Origin of the sequence: Williamsia muralis NBRC 105860, from assembly GCF_001598915.1 — a bacterium.
GTDB classification, from domain to species: Bacteria; Actinomycetota; Actinomycetes; order Mycobacteriales; family Mycobacteriaceae; genus Williamsia; species Williamsia muralis.
The window spans coordinates 1-15,419 of sequence record NZ_BDAP01000013.1; the positions used below are offsets into that span (position 1 = coordinate 1).

The window sequence follows — 15,419 nt, forward strand, 5'->3', positions numbered from 1 at the left end:
GGGGTGGTTTTGGGGTGGGACGGGACGCGACTGGGAGGGCGGTGGACGCTCCTATGGCGAAGGCCACCATGTGTTAGTGGTGGGCGGAAATGGATGGCCTGGACGAGCGTGTGCTCGCTATCGTGATCGGCGTGGAGCAGCAGTCGTCTGACGGAGTGATGGCTCGGCTGGGTGAACTGGCGGGCCTTGCCGAGGCGTGCCGAACGGCCTTTCTCGCTGTCGGTTCGGCCTCGAACTGGGAACCAGCTCCAGGGTCTGATGGCGCCAAGGTCCGTGACGCACTGAATACCGTCGATCCCGCAGTCACTGCAGACGGCACGGCCGCCGACGGCATTCCTGCGGGATTTGAACTGGTGCAAGACGTTGTCGTCACCTATCTCCAGGTCGCCGCCGGCCATCTGGCAGGTCTTGCTGCCCTCTATCGCAGCGGCCAGGCAATGTTCCCGCCGATCCCTCTTATCCGGTCCATCGTCGAACTCAGCGCGCATGCGATGTGGGTCATCGGCGATGATCCGAATTTCGCACCGCAAGCCATGCTCGCGCGGGCATACCTCGAAGAGTTCGCCAGCTGCGAATCCGGAATGGACGCCGCCGCCAAAATGCACGGCAAAGAGTCGACTGCCTACCCAGTCGCCCGCACACGCTGGACCATCGTCCGCGATCGGGCAATGAGTACGTTCCCGGGAACCACTCCGTCCCATTTGGATCGAGGCAAGCACGCCCACATCAACGGGGGCGAGCCGGGGCGCACGATCGACGGGCAGGTCCTAGTGGGCCCAACGGCGGGCGTGGAATGGATGTTTGATCTTCTCGAACGGTTCGGTGGCGGCTCCGTAGACAACAATCAGGCGAAAGGCATCTACGCATTCCTGTGTGCTGGCACGCATCCGTCGCTGTACCAAGCTCGCCAGATGCGGCGCGGCGGGCTCCAGATCGAGTCTCTCGAACGACGGCTCAAGCTGGCAATTGTCGCGTACTACAAGGCACTTCGATTCACGATGGATTTTCTTGGTAGCGACCTTGCGCCGCATGAGAAGTTGATTGCCGCCATTGATCGGGTGTTTCCCGGGTGGCTAGCGGATGGGCCAGCCGAGTAGCGAACCCAGTGGGAACTATCGGCATTCGGCGCTACCCTGGCGGGTATGGCGACCAGGAAGTTAACTAAGGAAGATGCACGGAGGCTAGCGCGAACGCGCCAAGCGGCAGTACAAGCGGAGGTGGAACGCAAAGAACGGGAACAGCGGGAGCTGCGTGAAGCTGAACGCAAGCAGCGACTCACGGCCAACGAAGAGGCCATGGTCTCGTTCTATCAACACGAGTCAGCGATCGAGGCGGCTGAACAACACCTCAAGGACGTGACCGCCGAATCCCAACACAAGATGGGGTTGGCGCTTGCGGAAATCGTTGAGCGTGAAGGAAGTGTTAGTGCCGCTGCCAAGTTGCTCGGCATTTCTCCCTCGCGGGTGAAAGCACTTGTGCAGCTGGCTGACACCGCAGCAGCGGGCGCACCATCCGTAGAGGGCAATGCTCAACCCGCAGATCCGGCGGCCACCAGTACCGACCGGGACAACCGCGACGAGGTGAGCCAGGACGGCTCGGGCGAAGGGGCCTCGGCCTTGGGCAACTCCGAACCGGCCATGGCGTCGTAGCCGCCGCGCTACCGCACCCTGTCGTAGGTGTGTGGTGCGCTGGTAGGCGATGCGCGTAATGAATGACCATCAGTGGTCGCTGTTCGACATCAGCGACCTTGTCGCCACGGGCCGTGACGATTCAACAAGTCGCACGGTCCGTGGCGACCCAACCCTGCTGCCTGATGCTGGAACCGAAGAACGGTTTTGGTCGCACGTGGTGCGTTCAACAGGGTGCTTCTTTTGGACAGGAGCGGTTAGCTCCCCCGATGGGTATGGGCGAATCACGTTTCGCCGCAACAACCGTCAACGGGCAATCTCTGCCCACAGATTCGCACTCTTGCTCAAATACCCCGAGCTGGGCGCGATCACCGATGACACCGGGACATCGGCGCTGGAAACCATCGGCGAGCATCACTGCAACGAACCGTTGTGTGTTCGCGTCGATCCCGACCATGTCCAGCCTGGCACCCAGGCGACGAACTTGGCGTACGCGGTGATGCTCGGCCGGCACCGCGGACCGATCCCCACCGCTCTGCAATCGCGCGTCGCCCGCTCATTGGCTATCCGCGACTATCTACGCGGTGGCGGGGACCCCGACCGCACGCATCTGTTGTTCGGCAGCGCTGCCCGTCTCGACCAGCTGCACCTGTTCTAACAGCTCGCCCGGCGAGGGGTCGACCGATGTAGGTCACGAAGGTGAGTCTGGTTTCGCGTTGTTGGGTGGTGCGAAATGAGCTGTGTCAGAACAATTCGAGTTGGTCTTGGCGCATGGTGGCGGCTACGTGCTCGAGGTAGGCGGCTACGGCGCGTCGCACGTATGCCGGGGATGTTTCGCCGAGATCGGTGGTGATGGTGGACCAGTCACGTCCGAGTTCGCGTTGGTCTTGCGCGAGGCGGCCCACCTCGAGGTCGGCGGCGGCGGGTGCTGAGTGCGCGGTCGTGGTCATCAGGTGTCCTCCAGCGGGTTGGCGCGGTGCAGGGTGTGGGCGATGGCGGCGATTCGATGGCGTGCAGCGTTGTGTGACCGGACCACTGAGGCGAAGTGGTAGGCCAGTTCGGTGTGGGTGTAGGTGTCAGCGGCGGCCAACATTGCGTGACCGGCTGATCGGTAGCCGCGTCGGTACGCGGCCACCACGACGGAGAGGGTGTGGTCGCTGACTGTGAGTGGGTCCGCGCCTGCGAGGGCGGCAGCGGCCAAGGCAGAGGCAAGTAGGTGGCCTTTGTGGCCGGCCAGCTCACCGGACTCCTGAAGGTGGGTCAGGACGGCCTCGGTGTCGGTCGGTGCTGATCGGTCCGCGAGATCGCGGATAGTGGTGAAGAGTTTGCCGTGGGTGGGTGAGAAGAAGTCGGTGTCGCGGAGTAGTCGGGTGTGTTCGCGGACGCGGTCTGGCGCGGTGTGGTTCCACAGCAGCGCGCACAACAACAGTTCTTCGGGTTCGGGCGCGTCGTCGTCCGAGGGCGCCCACCGCTGTTCGGGTTCGGGCAACGCAGACAGAGCCTCGCCGAGCGAGAAGGCATCGGTGGGGCTCATCGCCGGTCAGCTCTTCGGGGCCGGGGCGAGTTCGTGGACGTACTCCCAGCACGGTTGAACATCGCCGTCCCACACCACGGTGATCATGTCCGCGTCCGGCGGCGTGGTGGACAGATCGTTGGGCGTCCAGGCCGGTTCTGTGCCGTTGGTGACGGTGCCGTGCTTCGCGAACGCGCTGTCGTGCAGGTCCGCCCAAAGCACCCTGGTGCCTGGGTCCAACGCGCTCACCGCACGGCCTCCGCGTAGTCGTCGGCTTCGGCGTACGCGAGGTCGGCGTGGGGGCATTGCGGCGCGTGCGGGTCACTGATGTGTTCGCCGCATTCGACGCAGCAGTCGTCATCGTCGTAGTCCCGTTCCACAACTGCCCGCAGCCACGGGCGGGTGATGTGGGCGTGTTCGGCGCGGGCTGCGAACACGGCGGCGTCGCAATTGCCGGATTGTGCGCGGTAGTGGGCGGCACGATCTGCGTAGCTCGAACGGGTCAGGACGGTACTGGTGCTCATGGGTTGGTGGTCCTTCCGGTTGGGGTTGCGGTGGTGGAGTTTTAGAGCTGGGCGTAGTCGCAGTCGGTCTTTCCGTCTTTCGTGCCGCCGCAGAGGTGGTCTCCGCAGTCGCAGAGGTCGCGGCCGCCTGCGTAGTCGGTGGTGCCGAGGTCGAGGTTGACGCACAGGGCGTTGGTGTTCTCCATGCGCGGGCAGCTGTAGTCACCGCAGCTACAGAACGGGCCGGCAAAGTGGTTGGTCGCCGCGGTGTGATCGAGGTCTACCAACCGGTCCTCGGCTGCCGCACTCATTGCGTGGGGGGCGGTGTTCGTCATGGTGTGGTTCTCCAATCGAAAAGACTGCTCAGGGAAGGGAAGTGATGATGCGATAGGCGGCTCGGATGTTGCGTGCAGCGTCGTCGATGAACCGCTCTGCATCTTCGCTGCCAATGTCGTTGGTGTACTCGATGTCGTACAGGTGGCCCTCACCCAGCAACACGGTCAACCGCTCAGCGTGGTCGAGGTGTTCTTCCACCGCACGTAGAGCCGTCGCCAACTCGTCACGGGTCGACGCGATGTACTGCTTGCGCCGCTCCTCGATCTCATCCCTCTCCGGTGCGAACTCGACAGTGTCAGCGCTCATTTGCTTCCCCCTCTTCATGCCGCCACGTGAGCAGCGAGTGCCTTGATCCGATCTGGACGGAAACCGGACCAGTGGTCGTCGCCGGCCACCACAACCGGTGCCTGCAGGTAGCCCAGGCTCATCACGTATTCGCGAGCCTGGGTGCTCTCTGTGATATCCACGACCTCGTAGGCAATGCCATTCTTGTCGAGCGCTTTGTACGTGGCATTGCATTGCACGCAGGCGGGCTTGGTATAAACGGTGATAGTCATTCTGGACGCCAATCTCGAATGGTTTAATTTACCCTTTTAGTATAGGCCATTCGCGCCGTAATAGCCAGTCTTACAACAGAATTCAGGTAACAAACCGATCACCTTTCAGGGCATTAATGCGGCGTCTAAAGAATGCGTTCACTTCGCGCAATAACACCCCCTTCTATTCAGCGCTCTTTAAACTATACGAAGCACGAGATAGCGGGGTTCGATACAAACAGTTGAAAGAACGAATTGCCTGAATGCAATAGGGTTCCGGAGAACGAAATGAAGCCTGGCCCGTAGCACTCCGGGGGGAGGGAGTGCGTCACGCGGTCCAACAGGGGAGAAGTACCACGTGTACGGGCCAGACTTCGGGTGGAACGTTAGCAGCAGACACCGACATCTTCATGTCCGAACATCGGCCCGGGTCGAAGCGGGACAGGTTGTCTCACCTGTCCCGCTGCGATCCTGGTTCAGCTGATGTCGAGGTCGTCGGCGTTGATGTCGCCGGTGACGACCTTCTCGATGTCAGACAGGGCGTATCCGAACGCCTCGGTGAGGAATTGCAGGTATCGGGTACGCGCCTCACCGACGTTGCGGTAGTAGGCGTGGCCACCACGCCAGGCGTCTTTGGGCAGGTTGGCCTCGTGCGCGGCGCACGTGATCGCCAACGCGATCAGCTGGGCGCGTTCGGCGGCGGCTCCATCGAGCGCTTGCATGGGATCGGCACCGAGCAGCTCGCCAGCGATCTGCTTGGCGTTCGCGCCCTCGCGGGCCACGTCATACAGATCGGCGTTGCGCCACACCGTTGTTGCCAAGAACGCCGCGATAACAGCAGCCTTGCCCTTGGGCAAGGTTTTACGTGCGAACGTCTCGGTCAGCTTCTTGCGGCGCACGTTCTGCGCGGCCACACCCAATTTGTTGAGCGTGATGACTTTACGGCGCTCCTGCCTCTCAGCCTCTTCACGCTCCCGCTCACGCTCGGCCTGCTCACGCGCGATCCGATCGGCCCGCTCCTGCGCGCTCTCGTCGGCATTCTCGACCTCGGCGGGCGCATCATCGGTGAGCGCATCGGCGCGGCGTTGGCGGTGCTGGGCGCCGGTTTCCAGGCCGTCCACCGCCGGGTCGTTGTGGTACCAGGTGACGTAGTGGGTCCACACTTCCCGTTCGGTGAGAGTTCGCGGGTCGATCATTCCTTCGGCCGCAGCGACGTCGGGGGCCTCGTCTACGACGTCCCAATCGACGGCGTCATCGTTGACGGGCTGGCCGGCCGGGTCGACCAGCTCGGTGTGGCTCTCCACGCCGACGCGGGCCATGACGTGTTCGCGAGTCAGGGTGGGGACATCGTCGTCGACGATGTCTTCGCCGGTCTCGATCACTACCAACCGGTAGATGCTGTGCCACGCACTGCTGGCACTGGGGGAAGTGTCAGTGACGTGGTAGCCCTGCTCGCGGTACAGAGCGAGCGCCGACCTCAACGCGGTGCGCTTGTCGGCGGTTTCGATCAGCTCGGCGTGTTTGTGCTCGAACCGCCCGTCGGCTGCGGCATCCAGGAGCTCGGTGACCGCGTCGGTGTCACCGTCTGCTTCGTATCCGGCGATGATCGCGCCCTGCTCGAGTGTGAGCAGGTCGTTGACCGCTGCCATCGCGTGTTGGGATCCGGCGATGGCCAGGGCCGCATCCACCGTCCTTTTCGGCGTGTGGGTGGTCTTGGCGATCGCGGTCCGCGACAGCCCTAGGTCGAGCAACTGCTGAAACGCCGTGGCGCGGTCGGTGTTGTTCAACTGGGTGCGTTGCTCGTTGGTTTGGAGCTGGTCACTGATCCGCTCGATGGTCGCGGCGTCGTCGGCGGCCGCCGAACTGATCACGTAGACCGGGATGCTGGCAAGCTCAGCCTCACGCGCGGCGAGCGTACGCAGCTGCCCATCACGCACCCGCAGAGTGCCATTGGCATCTTGGGTGGCCAGGACCGGCAACAGCACGCCCCTGGTAGCAATCGAGGCCACGAATGTGGCGTCAAGAGTGGCGTCGGTGCGCACGTTGTCATCGATGACCACCTCGGCCGGGTGGGCGTGCACCAGCTCGCCGGTGACGATCTCGCCGGCAGGGGTGATGGTCGCGGTGTTGTTTCCCATGGTGCTGTTCTCCTAAAGTTCGTAAGGGGGTGGCAACCGGGCCAGATAGTCGCTGGCCCGGTTGCCTCCTTGTGGTGACTGGCCAGTTCAGTTGGCGGAGGTGCTGGGCGAAGCCGGGTGTTGAGTCCGACCGCACTCGATCGGGTTGTTGGCGCTGTCGGAAAGCATCTGCTCTGCGACCACTCGCGCATTGGCCAACCGTGCGACCTGGTCAAGATGGGTTTGAGCATTGGCAAAGAACCCGATCTTCTGTCGGGTATCGGTAGCGTCCTCGGCCTGACTGATGTAGATCGCCGCCTCGGCCGAGTGCCGTTCGATCGAATCATCCAGCGCACCGCGCCATTCCGCGAGCTGGTCGACGAGCACCTGATGCACGCTGACACCTCGTAGGTCCGCGACCATACGAACAGCGGCCACATTGGGGGCGTGTTCAGCGAGCGCATCGAGTTCGTTACTAACGGGCATCCCTGCTCCTGTGGTGTGAGTAAACATATTGCGTGACAACCTTTCTCATCAGTGGGTGTTAGATATATCGTACATGCTAATGTACGGTATATGCAACACCTGGCGGTGCCTCTTTTTGGCGCTATCGACGAGGAAGGGGAGGGGTTGTGAGTGAGCAGACAGCGCCCTATGACACCGAGCCCGACCGGCGTGCCTTCGGTCTGCGGATTCGACATATACGAGAAGGGCGCGGGGAAACACAGGCCTCGGTGGCACAAGCCCTCAAAGTCAGTCGGCCGTTCTACTCCCAGGTTGAACGCGGCGAGAACAACGTGTCCTTGGAGTACGTCTTTCGGTTGGCCAATCACTTCGGCGTTGCAGTAGCCGACCTGTTCGCCGAACAGGATGCACCAAACACACCGAAACGCCCTTCGTAACAGTGAGTCTCATCGAGCGCATTTCGGGGCTGGCGCTGTGACCTGGTACCGCATCGAACGCAAGGCGCTGGACTCGGATGTTCCGGTTCTTTGGCTCGACTTCGAGGATCTACCCGTGTTTCCCTCGGTCCTCGGTTTCGTGGAGTTCGGCCGGTCGGCGTTGCCACACACGGTAATGAGTGCGCACATCACCTCGCCGACAACCATCGAGGTGTCGCAGATGTACGACCACCGGGGGCATCGTCATCGGCGGGCCCTGGCCTCAGCGGTGTTCCCCAACCCCCACTCCGCACAATGGCTCGCCGACGTGCACCACCGGGGCGTGATGTTGGTGCTCGTCGGCGACACCCTGCCCGTCGAGGCGTCCTACCCCTTTCCCGTGACGCAAGCAGAGGCCCTGGCCAACTGCATGGCTGGGCTCGTTCATCTCAGTGACTGACCTGCGCTGCTACCGGGCCCCGATGTCCAAATCGGCTCCAGCAATGGCATACTGAGGTTCTACCGCCGCCGGGAGGGCGACGGCACCGGGGGAGGGGCAGCACGTGATGAACACACAGATAGTGGTGGCGGCGATCATCGCTTTCGCCGTCGTGTTTGCGATCCAGCTTTTCCGGATCAGCCCCCGTGATGCCTGGGGCAAGCGCCACATCACCGGCCGGGCAGTGTTCTTCTCGGGGCTGTCGGCCGCACTGCTGTCGGTGTCGATCCTGTTCTTCATGATCACCGTCTTCATCGGCGTCCTGATGCTGTTCGTGCTGGTGTTCGGCCTGTTCGCCCGCGCCGCCTAAATCAGGCCGTCCTGGGCTAGCGCCCACACACCCAGCTCCGTCTCCTGCACCTGGTCGTAGTGGCTGGCGCAGCGGCCGGCAAACTCCTCGAGGTCCACTGCCCGAGAGAAGTCGCCTTCGGCGCGGGCACTCTCGGCAGCACGCCGGAAGTGAACCGCCCGTTGCGGGTACGTTGTCGGTGCCATCACACATCCCTCCTTCGGTTCCAGGCCCATGATGCCGCCACCGACTGACATCGGTAGGCAGCTGCTCGAATGCCCTGCGGCACAGACGCTGCCTATCGAGCTCGTCCAGGTTCACGGCGCGCGCAACAGATCGGCTGATTGGCCGCATGCATCTACGGATCATTCGAGTCTCTAGCCGGTAGTGTTCTAGGTGGTAGACCATCTACCTGTCAGATTGGCGTCCGACACAAAAGAAGTCCACACCCATGTCTCCACATGGGTGTGGTCGTCATTGGTGTTTTATGGAAGGAACTCGAAATGTTCTCTGTCAGTAGACAACAAGGGGCCAAGATGACTGGCCTCGCAGTCGCCGCAGCAGTTGCTGCCTTATCCCTCGGCGGCGGTGTGGCCCAAGCAAGCCCGGAAACGACCATGAACGGGCACCCCGTCATTCCGCTCGAATCGACCATCCAGTGGAACGTCGAGGGCACCAACTTTTGGACCGCACCAGGCGATGCGACGACGATCCTCCAGGACTTCGTCTCGTGGTTCTCGTTGAACATCGAGTCACTCAATGAAGGCGGATTTGACGAATGGTCCTGGGCAGAACCTGAATTGGTCGGCCCTACCTACGCCTCCTACTCCAACCACGGTTCGGCGACCGCAGTCGACGTCAATGCCCAAAAGCATCCCCAGGGTGAACGCGGCACATTCAGCGACGCCCAAACCTCTGCCATCCGGGCCAAGGTCGCCCAAGCCGGAGGCCGACTGGTCTGGGGCGGCGACTGGGCCGACCTCCCCGACGAAACGCACTTCGAACTAGCACCGCTACTGCGCTGACTAACACACCGCCGCGTTCAGATAAACGCGCTGGACGACCAGGCACAACAGAAAGATTGAGTGAGCATGAAACGAGCAAAAAGCTCTGCGCGGCTACTTCTCTCATCCGCTGCAGCCGTAACACTGCTAGCTACGGGTGGTGGACTGGCGGCCGCGGATCAGTCAATGCCGGTGCCAGCTGCTCCCGTGCAGGGTCCGACCTCTGCTCTAACAGCGTTAACTGATCGCAAGGACGACACGGGTCTGCCGGGGGAGCCGCTATACGGAGACGGGATCCGCGATGCTCGGGGCACGTTGAGGGTCACCGATCTCCCAGTGGGCCCGGATGGGTTGAATCCCGAGAAGCCGCCGATCGACTGGGGCACCCCGCTCCAGGTGCTCGAGGACAGCGATGCCGGGGTAGTTGGCGCTTGGTCGGCAAACGTGTTGTCTCCCAATCCCACGACCGGTGATTCGAGCATCGGCATTCCGGCCGGAGGCGACGAGCTTACGGTCACTATTCAACGCCAGTACCGCCTAAAGGTTGACCGCGCAATCCCGATCCACTACTACGTCGTGGACAAGGGCGGCGTGAACTACCTTGCCGTGCAATATCGGTTCGACTACGCCCACCAGCGGATCACCCACGGAAACGTCAACGGCATACCCGCCGGCGACCTAGACCCCGACACCTGGCATGCGACCTCCCCTGATGAGCTCGAGTGGCTGGCACAACAGGGCGTCGAGATCCCACAGATCATCTAACGGCGAGGCGCTACACCGCGCTGCAAAAGGCGGGTCACTTGCCACAGTGGCCCGCCGCGCAGAGACGGCGCAGAATTTCACTATTGCATTCACACGCAACAGAAGTCCTAGCCGCGGAATCTGGAAGGCTGTATCTCATGTTCGGGGGCAAACGACGTGACCGCCAGTGCGCGGAACGGCTCGCTCAATTCGACGCCGTGGTTCACATGAATCGGCTTGACGTCTTACGCATCGACGCGGTCTACCAAAACGCGCAGCGGGGGATGAAAGTCATTCTCACCAATCTCACGCGGGGCCTGTCCGGCGACGCCTGGCTGTGGTGGTTCTACTACCCGAACGTTGGCGACCTACTTGCAGCACCAGCGGGACCTGGGTGGGGACCACACAACACCCATCCAGTCCTGTACGTCGGCACCGAATATCGCTGTGGGGTCATGGACAGCGTGACTGCCGAGACCATCCGGCGCGCCTTGCGCCACCGCTCCCGCACCGAAGGCCCGACACGATGACACTCCAACGCCCAACAGAAGAACAGATCTCCGCCCGCACCGAGGAACAGATCCTCGCCGCAGTAGCCGCCGGTCACGACATGGATGGCGTGCCGCTCACCGACGCCGACCGCGCCGCCATACGACGTATCGCCCGCGGCGAAACCACCGCCAATCAGGAAGTGGCCACACTGCTCGCTGCAATCCGCGCACGCCCCAACCCGTAGATCGATACCGCACCCCGAGGAGAAAATACGGTGCTGACATGACTCCCGAACCCGAATGGGCGCAGTGCTACCCCGATCTGTTCGCCGGGTTGACCGATCAGCAAAAGTGGAACGTACACAACAACATCGCGAGCCACGTGATGGAAGGGTGGGAACCGACCCGAGGCAACGTCGCTGACCTCATCGCCCTGACTCGCGGCCTCATTACCCTCGAGGAGTTCGTGCGACGCGGCCGCGAGGCCCTGGCCGCCAAACGAACATCGACCTAGTCGACCAACCCAAGGGACAGTAAGACTCGCGTGCCTCGCGCGATCTTCGCGGTAATCAAACCTGATGCGCCGTTCTCGTCGACCGCTAGCGAGACCCTCGTGCGCCTCGCTGTGCTACTTCTTCGACCAGGTCATCATGGCCCGCCACCGCCGACATCAGGTACTCCAATGGTCCTTCGTCGTCCGGCGGGCAGCCCCCCAACCCACACAAAGAAGAAGGCCCCCTGGCCACGAACCAGGGGGTCTTCGGGTCCGGTGGGTCGGCACGCGACCACCAGGGTGTTGGTAACAGTCCCGCTCGGAGCGGTACCGGTTGTCCGGCGTAAACGTCGGACAACGGTGAATCTTACGCCGATCACCTGTGGAAAAGGCAAGATCTGCGGGCCAGCCCGTCGCGGCGTCAACGTGCAGCCCTCGCGGCAACTCATGTCCGTAACAATGTAACCCTGCTGTAACAATACGGGCCGGTCTCGATGGGATAATTGAAGTTCTCCGGAACGACCACACTTCCTGCCATCGGACCACGAATCCGTTGGAGTACACGGGGAGTCGGCCACACCCGGGGATGTTGGTAACAAGGCCCGCCGGGCAGCAGCAAGTTAGCTGCCCGGCGAGGTCCCGTCTCTGCTGAAAGGTACCCACTAGATGCGTCAACTCATTAAGCGTTCCCTCGTCTCCGCCGCCGTTCTGGCTTCGACCCTGGGCTTCGCCGGTACTGTGCCCGCACTTGCCACCGCCGACGTCGCCTCCCCGAGCGGCTGCGGCCAAAACGAGTACGTTCAAAGCGTTGATCCCGATCACCCGGACGAGCCTTACGCCCAGTACACCAAGATCGTCGTGACCCCAACGGAAGCAGCATGGCACAGGGTTGCAAACCGAGACGTGACTGTGAAGATGTGGCACTCCATCCAGGCATGCATTCCAGGGCTCTACGGCGACGTCGCGGACAGCATCTGGCAACAACTCATGTGTCACCAGGCATACCCCTTCAAGGGGCCGGCAGGCCCGACGTGGGATCTCGAGACGTACCACCCGCCGCTCAGCAATCCCACCTGGGCTGCGCTCGCAGCAACCCGTTGCCTCAACGCACTTGAACCAGAGCAGGGAGGCGCCAGCGGCGGCTGGTGAATCAACGTCGACCATGGGCTGGCCAGCTCACAATCAGCCTCTCGGCACCCTGCCGAGGGGCTGATTGCTTCTTACGTTCTCGGTCGCGCGGAACGGTGGGCCACGGGATAATTCTGAGATGGGCTTTACGAAGCGAATGGTGATGCAGACCGAGGAGCAGGGCTGGTCCTACTCCGATGCTGTCGTCTGTTCGCAGTGCCTCGAAGAGCCGATTCTCAAGCAGGCGGTCCATCACGCCGCTGACGCCTCGCTCGGACCGTGCACGTTCTGCGGTCGGGCACGAGACGCCGCGTCGCTCGATGTTGTCCTCGAGCTGGTCGTCGGCGGTCTGAGGGAGGAGTACACCGACCCGATCAACGAGGCTTTGTACGACTCCAGGGAGGGCGGGTATCAGGTCGCAACGCAGGACACCGAGGAACTGCTCTACGAAAACGACGTCAGCAGCGATCATGCCGTCATTGAGGCGATCGCGCGGAGCATCCACACCACCGAGTGGTGCGACCGCGATCTCGCCGTGCCGCCGATGGGCATGGGCCTTGCGTGGAGCTGGGATCGGTTTCGTGAGGAGGTTCGCACGCGGCGCCGCTACACGTTCCTGCTGCCCGACCCTGCCGAGGAAGACGAGCCGGGGATGCATCTGGTGCACGAGGTTCCCGCCGCCGTCACCAAAGCCGTCCAACTCGCCGATCTGGTCATCGACCTACCCGCCGGTGGCACCTGGTGGCGCGCACGGGTCGACGAGGAGGGGAAGACGTTCGCCACCGCACGCGACATCGGCCCACCGCCGTCCGACTACGCGCGCAACAATCGGATGACGGCAGTGGGGATCAGCGCGTTCTACGGCGCCTCGACGCATGCCGGTGCCGTCGAGGAGGTGAGCAAATACGCCGCGCCCGGAAGCGCGCTCAGCGTGGGTGAATTCGCTCTACACCGTGAACTTCAGGTACTCGATCTGCGAACACCTCCGCCCGTTCCGTCCCTGTTCAACGCCGTGCACAGGCACCGGAGGTCGGCGACCGTGTTCCTACGGGAATTCATCGACTCAATCGGTGAACCCACCCGTCCGGGTGGCTCCGCGACTCAAAGTGAAATCACCTACATCCCGACCCAGATCATCACGGAATTCCTGCGCTACGGCCTCCCCAATGGCCCCGTCGACGGCATCCTATGGCGTTCAACAGCGGTCGATGATGTCGACTGCTGTGTGCTGTTCGCGACCCCCGAGCAGTGCGCGGACCGTGGGGGCGAAACGCCGGACACCTGGCTCGCACTCGACCGCAGGACAATCACCCACCGAACAGTCTGACGACCGAACCCGCGCTGGAGAGTCCTTGGTGCGTCGGACCAAGGACCGATAGTTTCCCAGCGGAGAATCAGCCACTGCCGCATTAGCGCACGTCGGTGGCCATTCTGACAAAGTCCTGCGAGTTCGAACGGTGCGACCTGAAATTGTTTGCTACGCACACTGTTTCGTCTGCGCCGATCCGATCTCGGGTATGGTCGACCAATGATGAAGAAGTGCCCTCTGGACGACTCCGACCACCCCGACCACCGAGAAGACTCAGAGCAGTACAACAGGTGCGAGGAGGCTCAGCGCCGGAAGATGCGCCAAGCCGACGAAGAGGATCGTGCTCAATCGACCAGGGATGCATCAATCCACCGGCTGCTAGCCGCGCCGGCCGTTGTCGACGTACACAAGCCCGCCTCGCGCCGGGACTCAATGGCCGAATGGGTGACGGAAGAGTCCGTCGTGGACAAACTGGCTAGATTGGCAAACTGTCCATCTCAGCGCACAAGCGGTCCGGGATTCGAGATGTAGCCCCCGCTACGCGGGTTGAATCTCTTTGTTCTAGAGATGGTTTGGATCGTAGCGGGTTTCTTGTCATGGCGTGCTCGCCGGTCCGCTGAGTATTTCGGTGACGGCCTCGATGCCAGCCCTGGTTGCCTCGACGTCGTCGATGAGTCGGCGGTAGTTATCTTTCGCCAGTTCATCGGCGCCGTACTGGGTGAATAGGGCGTCGAGCTCGCCACCGACTGTGGTGAGTCGTTCAAGCTGGTCGAGTGCTGTGATGCGCTCGGAGAGCTCGTCGAGCAGGGTCACATAGTGCTGAAGTGCGGCGACCCTCTCGATGAGGCTGTGGGTGAGAACGTCGAGCTGTCCGCGTTGGTAGTCCTGGTGGTGCCGCGCGGTGACGGCCTCGGCTCCGGCTCCGGTCAGAGGTGGGCAGATCTGGCTGTAGAAGTACGCCAGACGGCTGGCATGCTCGGTGATTTCGGCCAGCTCGCGCGCGGGATCAAACGTCGAGTGTGCGGTGTCGAGGTACGGGCTGTTCCATGCGCGGGTAGCGAGGAGCTGGCTGATGAGGCGGTGGGCGAGGTAGGCGATGCGTTCGTACGTATTGGCGCGCGGGACGTTCGAGATGTCCTCGGAGGAGAGCGTCACGGCCAGTTCGGTCTCAGAGGGGAGTGCGGCGGCCAGTTCAGTGCGGTCCTGCGGCGTGAACGGACCCTTGTCGGCGGCTGGCTGCTCACTGCGGCCGGGTCGGCGGAACACGCCCCATCGCCGCGGAGCGTCCCGGTCGGGCAGGCCACGGCGGGCGGTGAACCGGATGCGCCGTGAGAGCTCGCCCCCTCCTGCGTCGGCGCGGAGGTCGCTGGCTGGAAAGCGCACACCCAGTTCACCATTGGCGGTCGTGAACGAGTGCGACGGTAAGACATAGCCTGCGTCGACAGCGAGCTGCAGGCGTGCGCGCAGGTCAGCGGACACCGGGAGGTGATTGACGTACGCGCGAGTTGCCGGCGGCGGGGGAAGCCGAGGAATGCTGTTGTGATCCTTGAGAGCTTCCAGGGCCTCGATTGCACCTGCGATGGCTGCTGCTTTGGTTGGTTCGGCCTCACGACTGAACACCGGAAGTGGGGCTGTCGGTGTTGGCCCGATCGTGTCAGTCATCGCGCTCGCACGACGTAGACGCTGCTGTGTTCGTAGCTCATCGGTGGTCCTGGAAGTTGTTGGGTACGAGGTAATCAACCGCGATGCCGCCTACAAGGAGAGCGCCATCGGCCGCGTGGTGATCGGTGAACGTCATGAGGGTGCCTACGGGAAACGGTTCGGGACTTGCGAAAGTTCGGATGTCACCGTTAGGAAATTGCACCTTTTGAATTGAGAGATAGGTCGGGTCGGACGTCGGGACTGGGACATCGGCTGTTACATAGGGGATGGGCAGTTCGGTCATCGT

25 protein-coding genes are annotated in these 15,419 nt (G+C 62.7%); 13 read left to right on the forward strand and 12 right to left on the reverse strand.

All coding sequences use genetic code 11. The features are described 5' to 3' along the window. Positions 1-89 precede the first annotated feature (89 nt). From WIMU1_RS24980 to WIMU1_RS26305, 3 genes are all read left to right on the forward strand, one after another. On the forward strand, positions 90-1,097 hold the full coding sequence (locus WIMU1_RS24980; RefSeq protein ID WP_062801168.1) for a hypothetical protein: 1,008 nt from the start codon (positions 90-92) through the stop codon (positions 1,095-1,097). A gap of 120 nt (positions 1,098-1,217) precedes the next feature. Further along, the gene (locus tag WIMU1_RS24985; protein WP_062801170.1) at positions 1,218-1,649 is read left to right on the forward strand and encodes a hypothetical protein; all 432 of its coding nucleotides are present in this window, start codon (positions 1,218-1,220) and stop codon (positions 1,647-1,649) included. 319 nt (positions 1,650-1,968) lie between these two features. Then, the gene (locus WIMU1_RS26305; protein WP_133248723.1) at positions 1,969-2,286 is read left to right on the forward strand and encodes a hypothetical protein; all 318 of its coding nucleotides are present in this window, start codon (positions 1,969-1,971) and stop codon (positions 2,284-2,286) included. An 85-nt stretch (positions 2,287-2,371) separates the two neighbouring features. Here WIMU1_RS26305 and WIMU1_RS24995 read toward each other — a convergent pair whose 3' ends face one another. The 9 genes from WIMU1_RS24995 to WIMU1_RS25035 form a co-directional block, all read right to left on the reverse strand. Next, a complete protein-coding gene (locus tag WIMU1_RS24995; RefSeq protein WP_062801174.1) occupies positions 2,372-2,578 on the reverse strand; it encodes a hypothetical protein in 207 nt (68 codons plus the stop codon). After that, positions 2,578-3,162: a DnaB-like helicase N-terminal domain-containing protein gene (locus WIMU1_RS25000; protein WP_062801176.1), complete on the reverse strand. Its 585-nt coding sequence runs from the start codon at positions 3,160-3,162 to the stop codon at positions 2,578-2,580. Before WIMU1_RS25000 ends, WIMU1_RS24995 begins: the two co-directional genes overlap by 1 nt. Positions 3,163-3,168: 6 nt before the next feature. Beyond that, the gene (locus WIMU1_RS25005) at positions 3,169-3,390 is read right to left on the reverse strand and encodes a hypothetical protein (RefSeq protein ID WP_062801178.1); all 222 of its coding nucleotides are present in this window, start codon (positions 3,388-3,390) and stop codon (positions 3,169-3,171) included. Then, positions 3,387-3,665 carry a hypothetical protein gene (locus tag WIMU1_RS25010; RefSeq protein WP_062801180.1) on the reverse strand — a complete coding sequence of 93 codons (279 nt, stop codon included), beginning with the start codon at positions 3,663-3,665 and terminating at the stop codon, positions 3,387-3,389. Before WIMU1_RS25010 ends, WIMU1_RS25005 begins: the two co-directional genes overlap by 4 nt. A 41-nt stretch (positions 3,666-3,706) precedes the next feature. Then, on the reverse strand, positions 3,707-3,979 hold the full coding sequence (locus tag WIMU1_RS25015) for a hypothetical protein (RefSeq protein WP_133248724.1): 273 nt from the start codon (positions 3,977-3,979) through the stop codon (positions 3,707-3,709). Positions 3,980-4,007: 28 nt separating this feature from the next. Next, a complete protein-coding gene (locus tag WIMU1_RS25020) occupies positions 4,008-4,286 on the reverse strand; it encodes a hypothetical protein (protein WP_062801185.1) in 279 nt (92 codons plus the stop codon). 14 nt (positions 4,287-4,300) lie between these two features. Beyond that, a complete protein-coding gene (locus WIMU1_RS25025; protein ID WP_062801187.1) occupies positions 4,301-4,537 on the reverse strand; it encodes a redoxin NrdH in 237 nt (78 codons plus the stop codon). A gap of 455 nt (positions 4,538-4,992) precedes the next feature. Further along, a complete protein-coding gene (locus tag WIMU1_RS25030; RefSeq protein WP_062801189.1) occupies positions 4,993-6,654 on the reverse strand; it encodes a ParB/RepB/Spo0J family partition protein in 1,662 nt (553 codons plus the stop codon). An 87-nt stretch (positions 6,655-6,741) separates the two neighbouring features. Further along, a complete protein-coding gene (locus tag WIMU1_RS25035; RefSeq protein ID WP_133248725.1) occupies positions 6,742-7,119 on the reverse strand; it encodes a hypothetical protein in 378 nt (125 codons plus the stop codon). Positions 7,120-7,265: 146 nt separating this feature from the next. Here WIMU1_RS25035 and WIMU1_RS26010 point away from each other — a divergent pair, with 146 nt between their 5' ends. The 3 genes from WIMU1_RS26010 to WIMU1_RS25045 all read left to right on the forward strand — a co-directional run bounded on the left by WIMU1_RS26010 (position 7,266) and on the right by WIMU1_RS25045 (position 8,323). Next, positions 7,266-7,535 (forward strand): helix-turn-helix domain-containing protein, encoded by a 270-nt coding sequence (locus WIMU1_RS26010; protein ID WP_084248560.1) that lies wholly within the window; start codon positions 7,266-7,268, stop codon positions 7,533-7,535. 37 nt (positions 7,536-7,572) lie between these two features. Beyond that, positions 7,573-7,974, forward strand: a complete 402-nt coding sequence (locus tag WIMU1_RS25040) for a hypothetical protein (protein WP_062801192.1) — start codon at positions 7,573-7,575, stop codon at positions 7,972-7,974. Positions 7,975-8,098: 124 nt separating this feature from the next. Beyond that, positions 8,099-8,323, forward strand: a complete 225-nt coding sequence (locus tag WIMU1_RS25045) for a hypothetical protein (protein WP_116917830.1) — start codon at positions 8,099-8,101, stop codon at positions 8,321-8,323. On the opposite strand, the gene WIMU1_RS25050 is transcribed toward WIMU1_RS25045, so the two are convergent. After that, positions 8,320-8,508 carry a hypothetical protein gene (locus WIMU1_RS25050; protein ID WP_133248727.1) on the reverse strand — a complete coding sequence of 63 codons (189 nt, stop codon included), beginning with the start codon at positions 8,506-8,508 and terminating at the stop codon, positions 8,320-8,322. The two genes, WIMU1_RS25045 and WIMU1_RS25050, sit on opposite strands and share 4 nt — an antisense overlap. Before the next feature lie 330 nt (positions 8,509-8,838). Here WIMU1_RS25050 and WIMU1_RS25055 point away from each other — a divergent pair, with 330 nt between their 5' ends. From WIMU1_RS25055 to WIMU1_RS25085, 7 genes are all read left to right on the forward strand, one after another. After that, the gene (locus WIMU1_RS25055) at positions 8,839-9,327 is read left to right on the forward strand and encodes a M15 family metallopeptidase (protein WP_084248561.1); all 489 of its coding nucleotides are present in this window, start codon (positions 8,839-8,841) and stop codon (positions 9,325-9,327) included. A gap of 165 nt (positions 9,328-9,492) precedes the next feature. After that, the gene (locus WIMU1_RS25060; protein WP_133248728.1) at positions 9,493-10,071 is read left to right on the forward strand and encodes a hypothetical protein; all 579 of its coding nucleotides are present in this window, start codon (positions 9,493-9,495) and stop codon (positions 10,069-10,071) included. Between the two features lie 206 nt (positions 10,072-10,277). Then, positions 10,278-10,580: a hypothetical protein gene (locus WIMU1_RS25065; protein WP_133248729.1), complete on the forward strand. Its 303-nt coding sequence runs from the start codon at positions 10,278-10,280 to the stop codon at positions 10,578-10,580. Continuing rightward, complete coding sequence (locus WIMU1_RS25070) at positions 10,577-10,786, forward strand: hypothetical protein (protein WP_062801202.1); 210 nt, start codon at positions 10,577-10,579, stop codon at positions 10,784-10,786. The genes WIMU1_RS25065 and WIMU1_RS25070 overlap by 4 nt, the downstream gene beginning before the upstream one ends. A 38-nt stretch (positions 10,787-10,824) precedes the next feature. Beyond that, positions 10,825-11,055 carry an antitoxin VbhA family protein gene (locus WIMU1_RS25075; protein ID WP_062801204.1) on the forward strand — a complete coding sequence of 77 codons (231 nt, stop codon included), beginning with the start codon at positions 10,825-10,827 and terminating at the stop codon, positions 11,053-11,055. Positions 11,056-11,700: 645 nt separating this feature from the next. After that, a complete protein-coding gene (locus tag WIMU1_RS25080; protein WP_062801206.1) occupies positions 11,701-12,183 on the forward strand; it encodes a hypothetical protein in 483 nt (160 codons plus the stop codon). 118 nt (positions 12,184-12,301) lie between these two features. Next, positions 12,302-13,489: a HEPN-associated N-terminal domain-containing protein gene (locus WIMU1_RS25085; RefSeq protein ID WP_084248562.1), complete on the forward strand. Its 1,188-nt coding sequence runs from the start codon at positions 12,302-12,304 to the stop codon at positions 13,487-13,489. Between the two features lie 576 nt (positions 13,490-14,065). Here WIMU1_RS25085 and WIMU1_RS25095 read toward each other — a convergent pair. Together WIMU1_RS25095 and WIMU1_RS26310 are read right to left on the reverse strand one after the other, a co-directional pair. Beyond that, on the reverse strand, positions 14,066-15,133 hold the full coding sequence (locus tag WIMU1_RS25095; protein WP_062801211.1) for a hypothetical protein: 1,068 nt from the start codon (positions 15,131-15,133) through the stop codon (positions 14,066-14,068). 37 nt (positions 15,134-15,170) lie between these two features. Continuing rightward, positions 15,171-15,416: a hypothetical protein gene (locus WIMU1_RS26310; protein ID WP_116917832.1), complete on the reverse strand. Its 246-nt coding sequence runs from the start codon at positions 15,414-15,416 to the stop codon at positions 15,171-15,173. Positions 15,417-15,419: the final 3 nt, after the last annotated feature.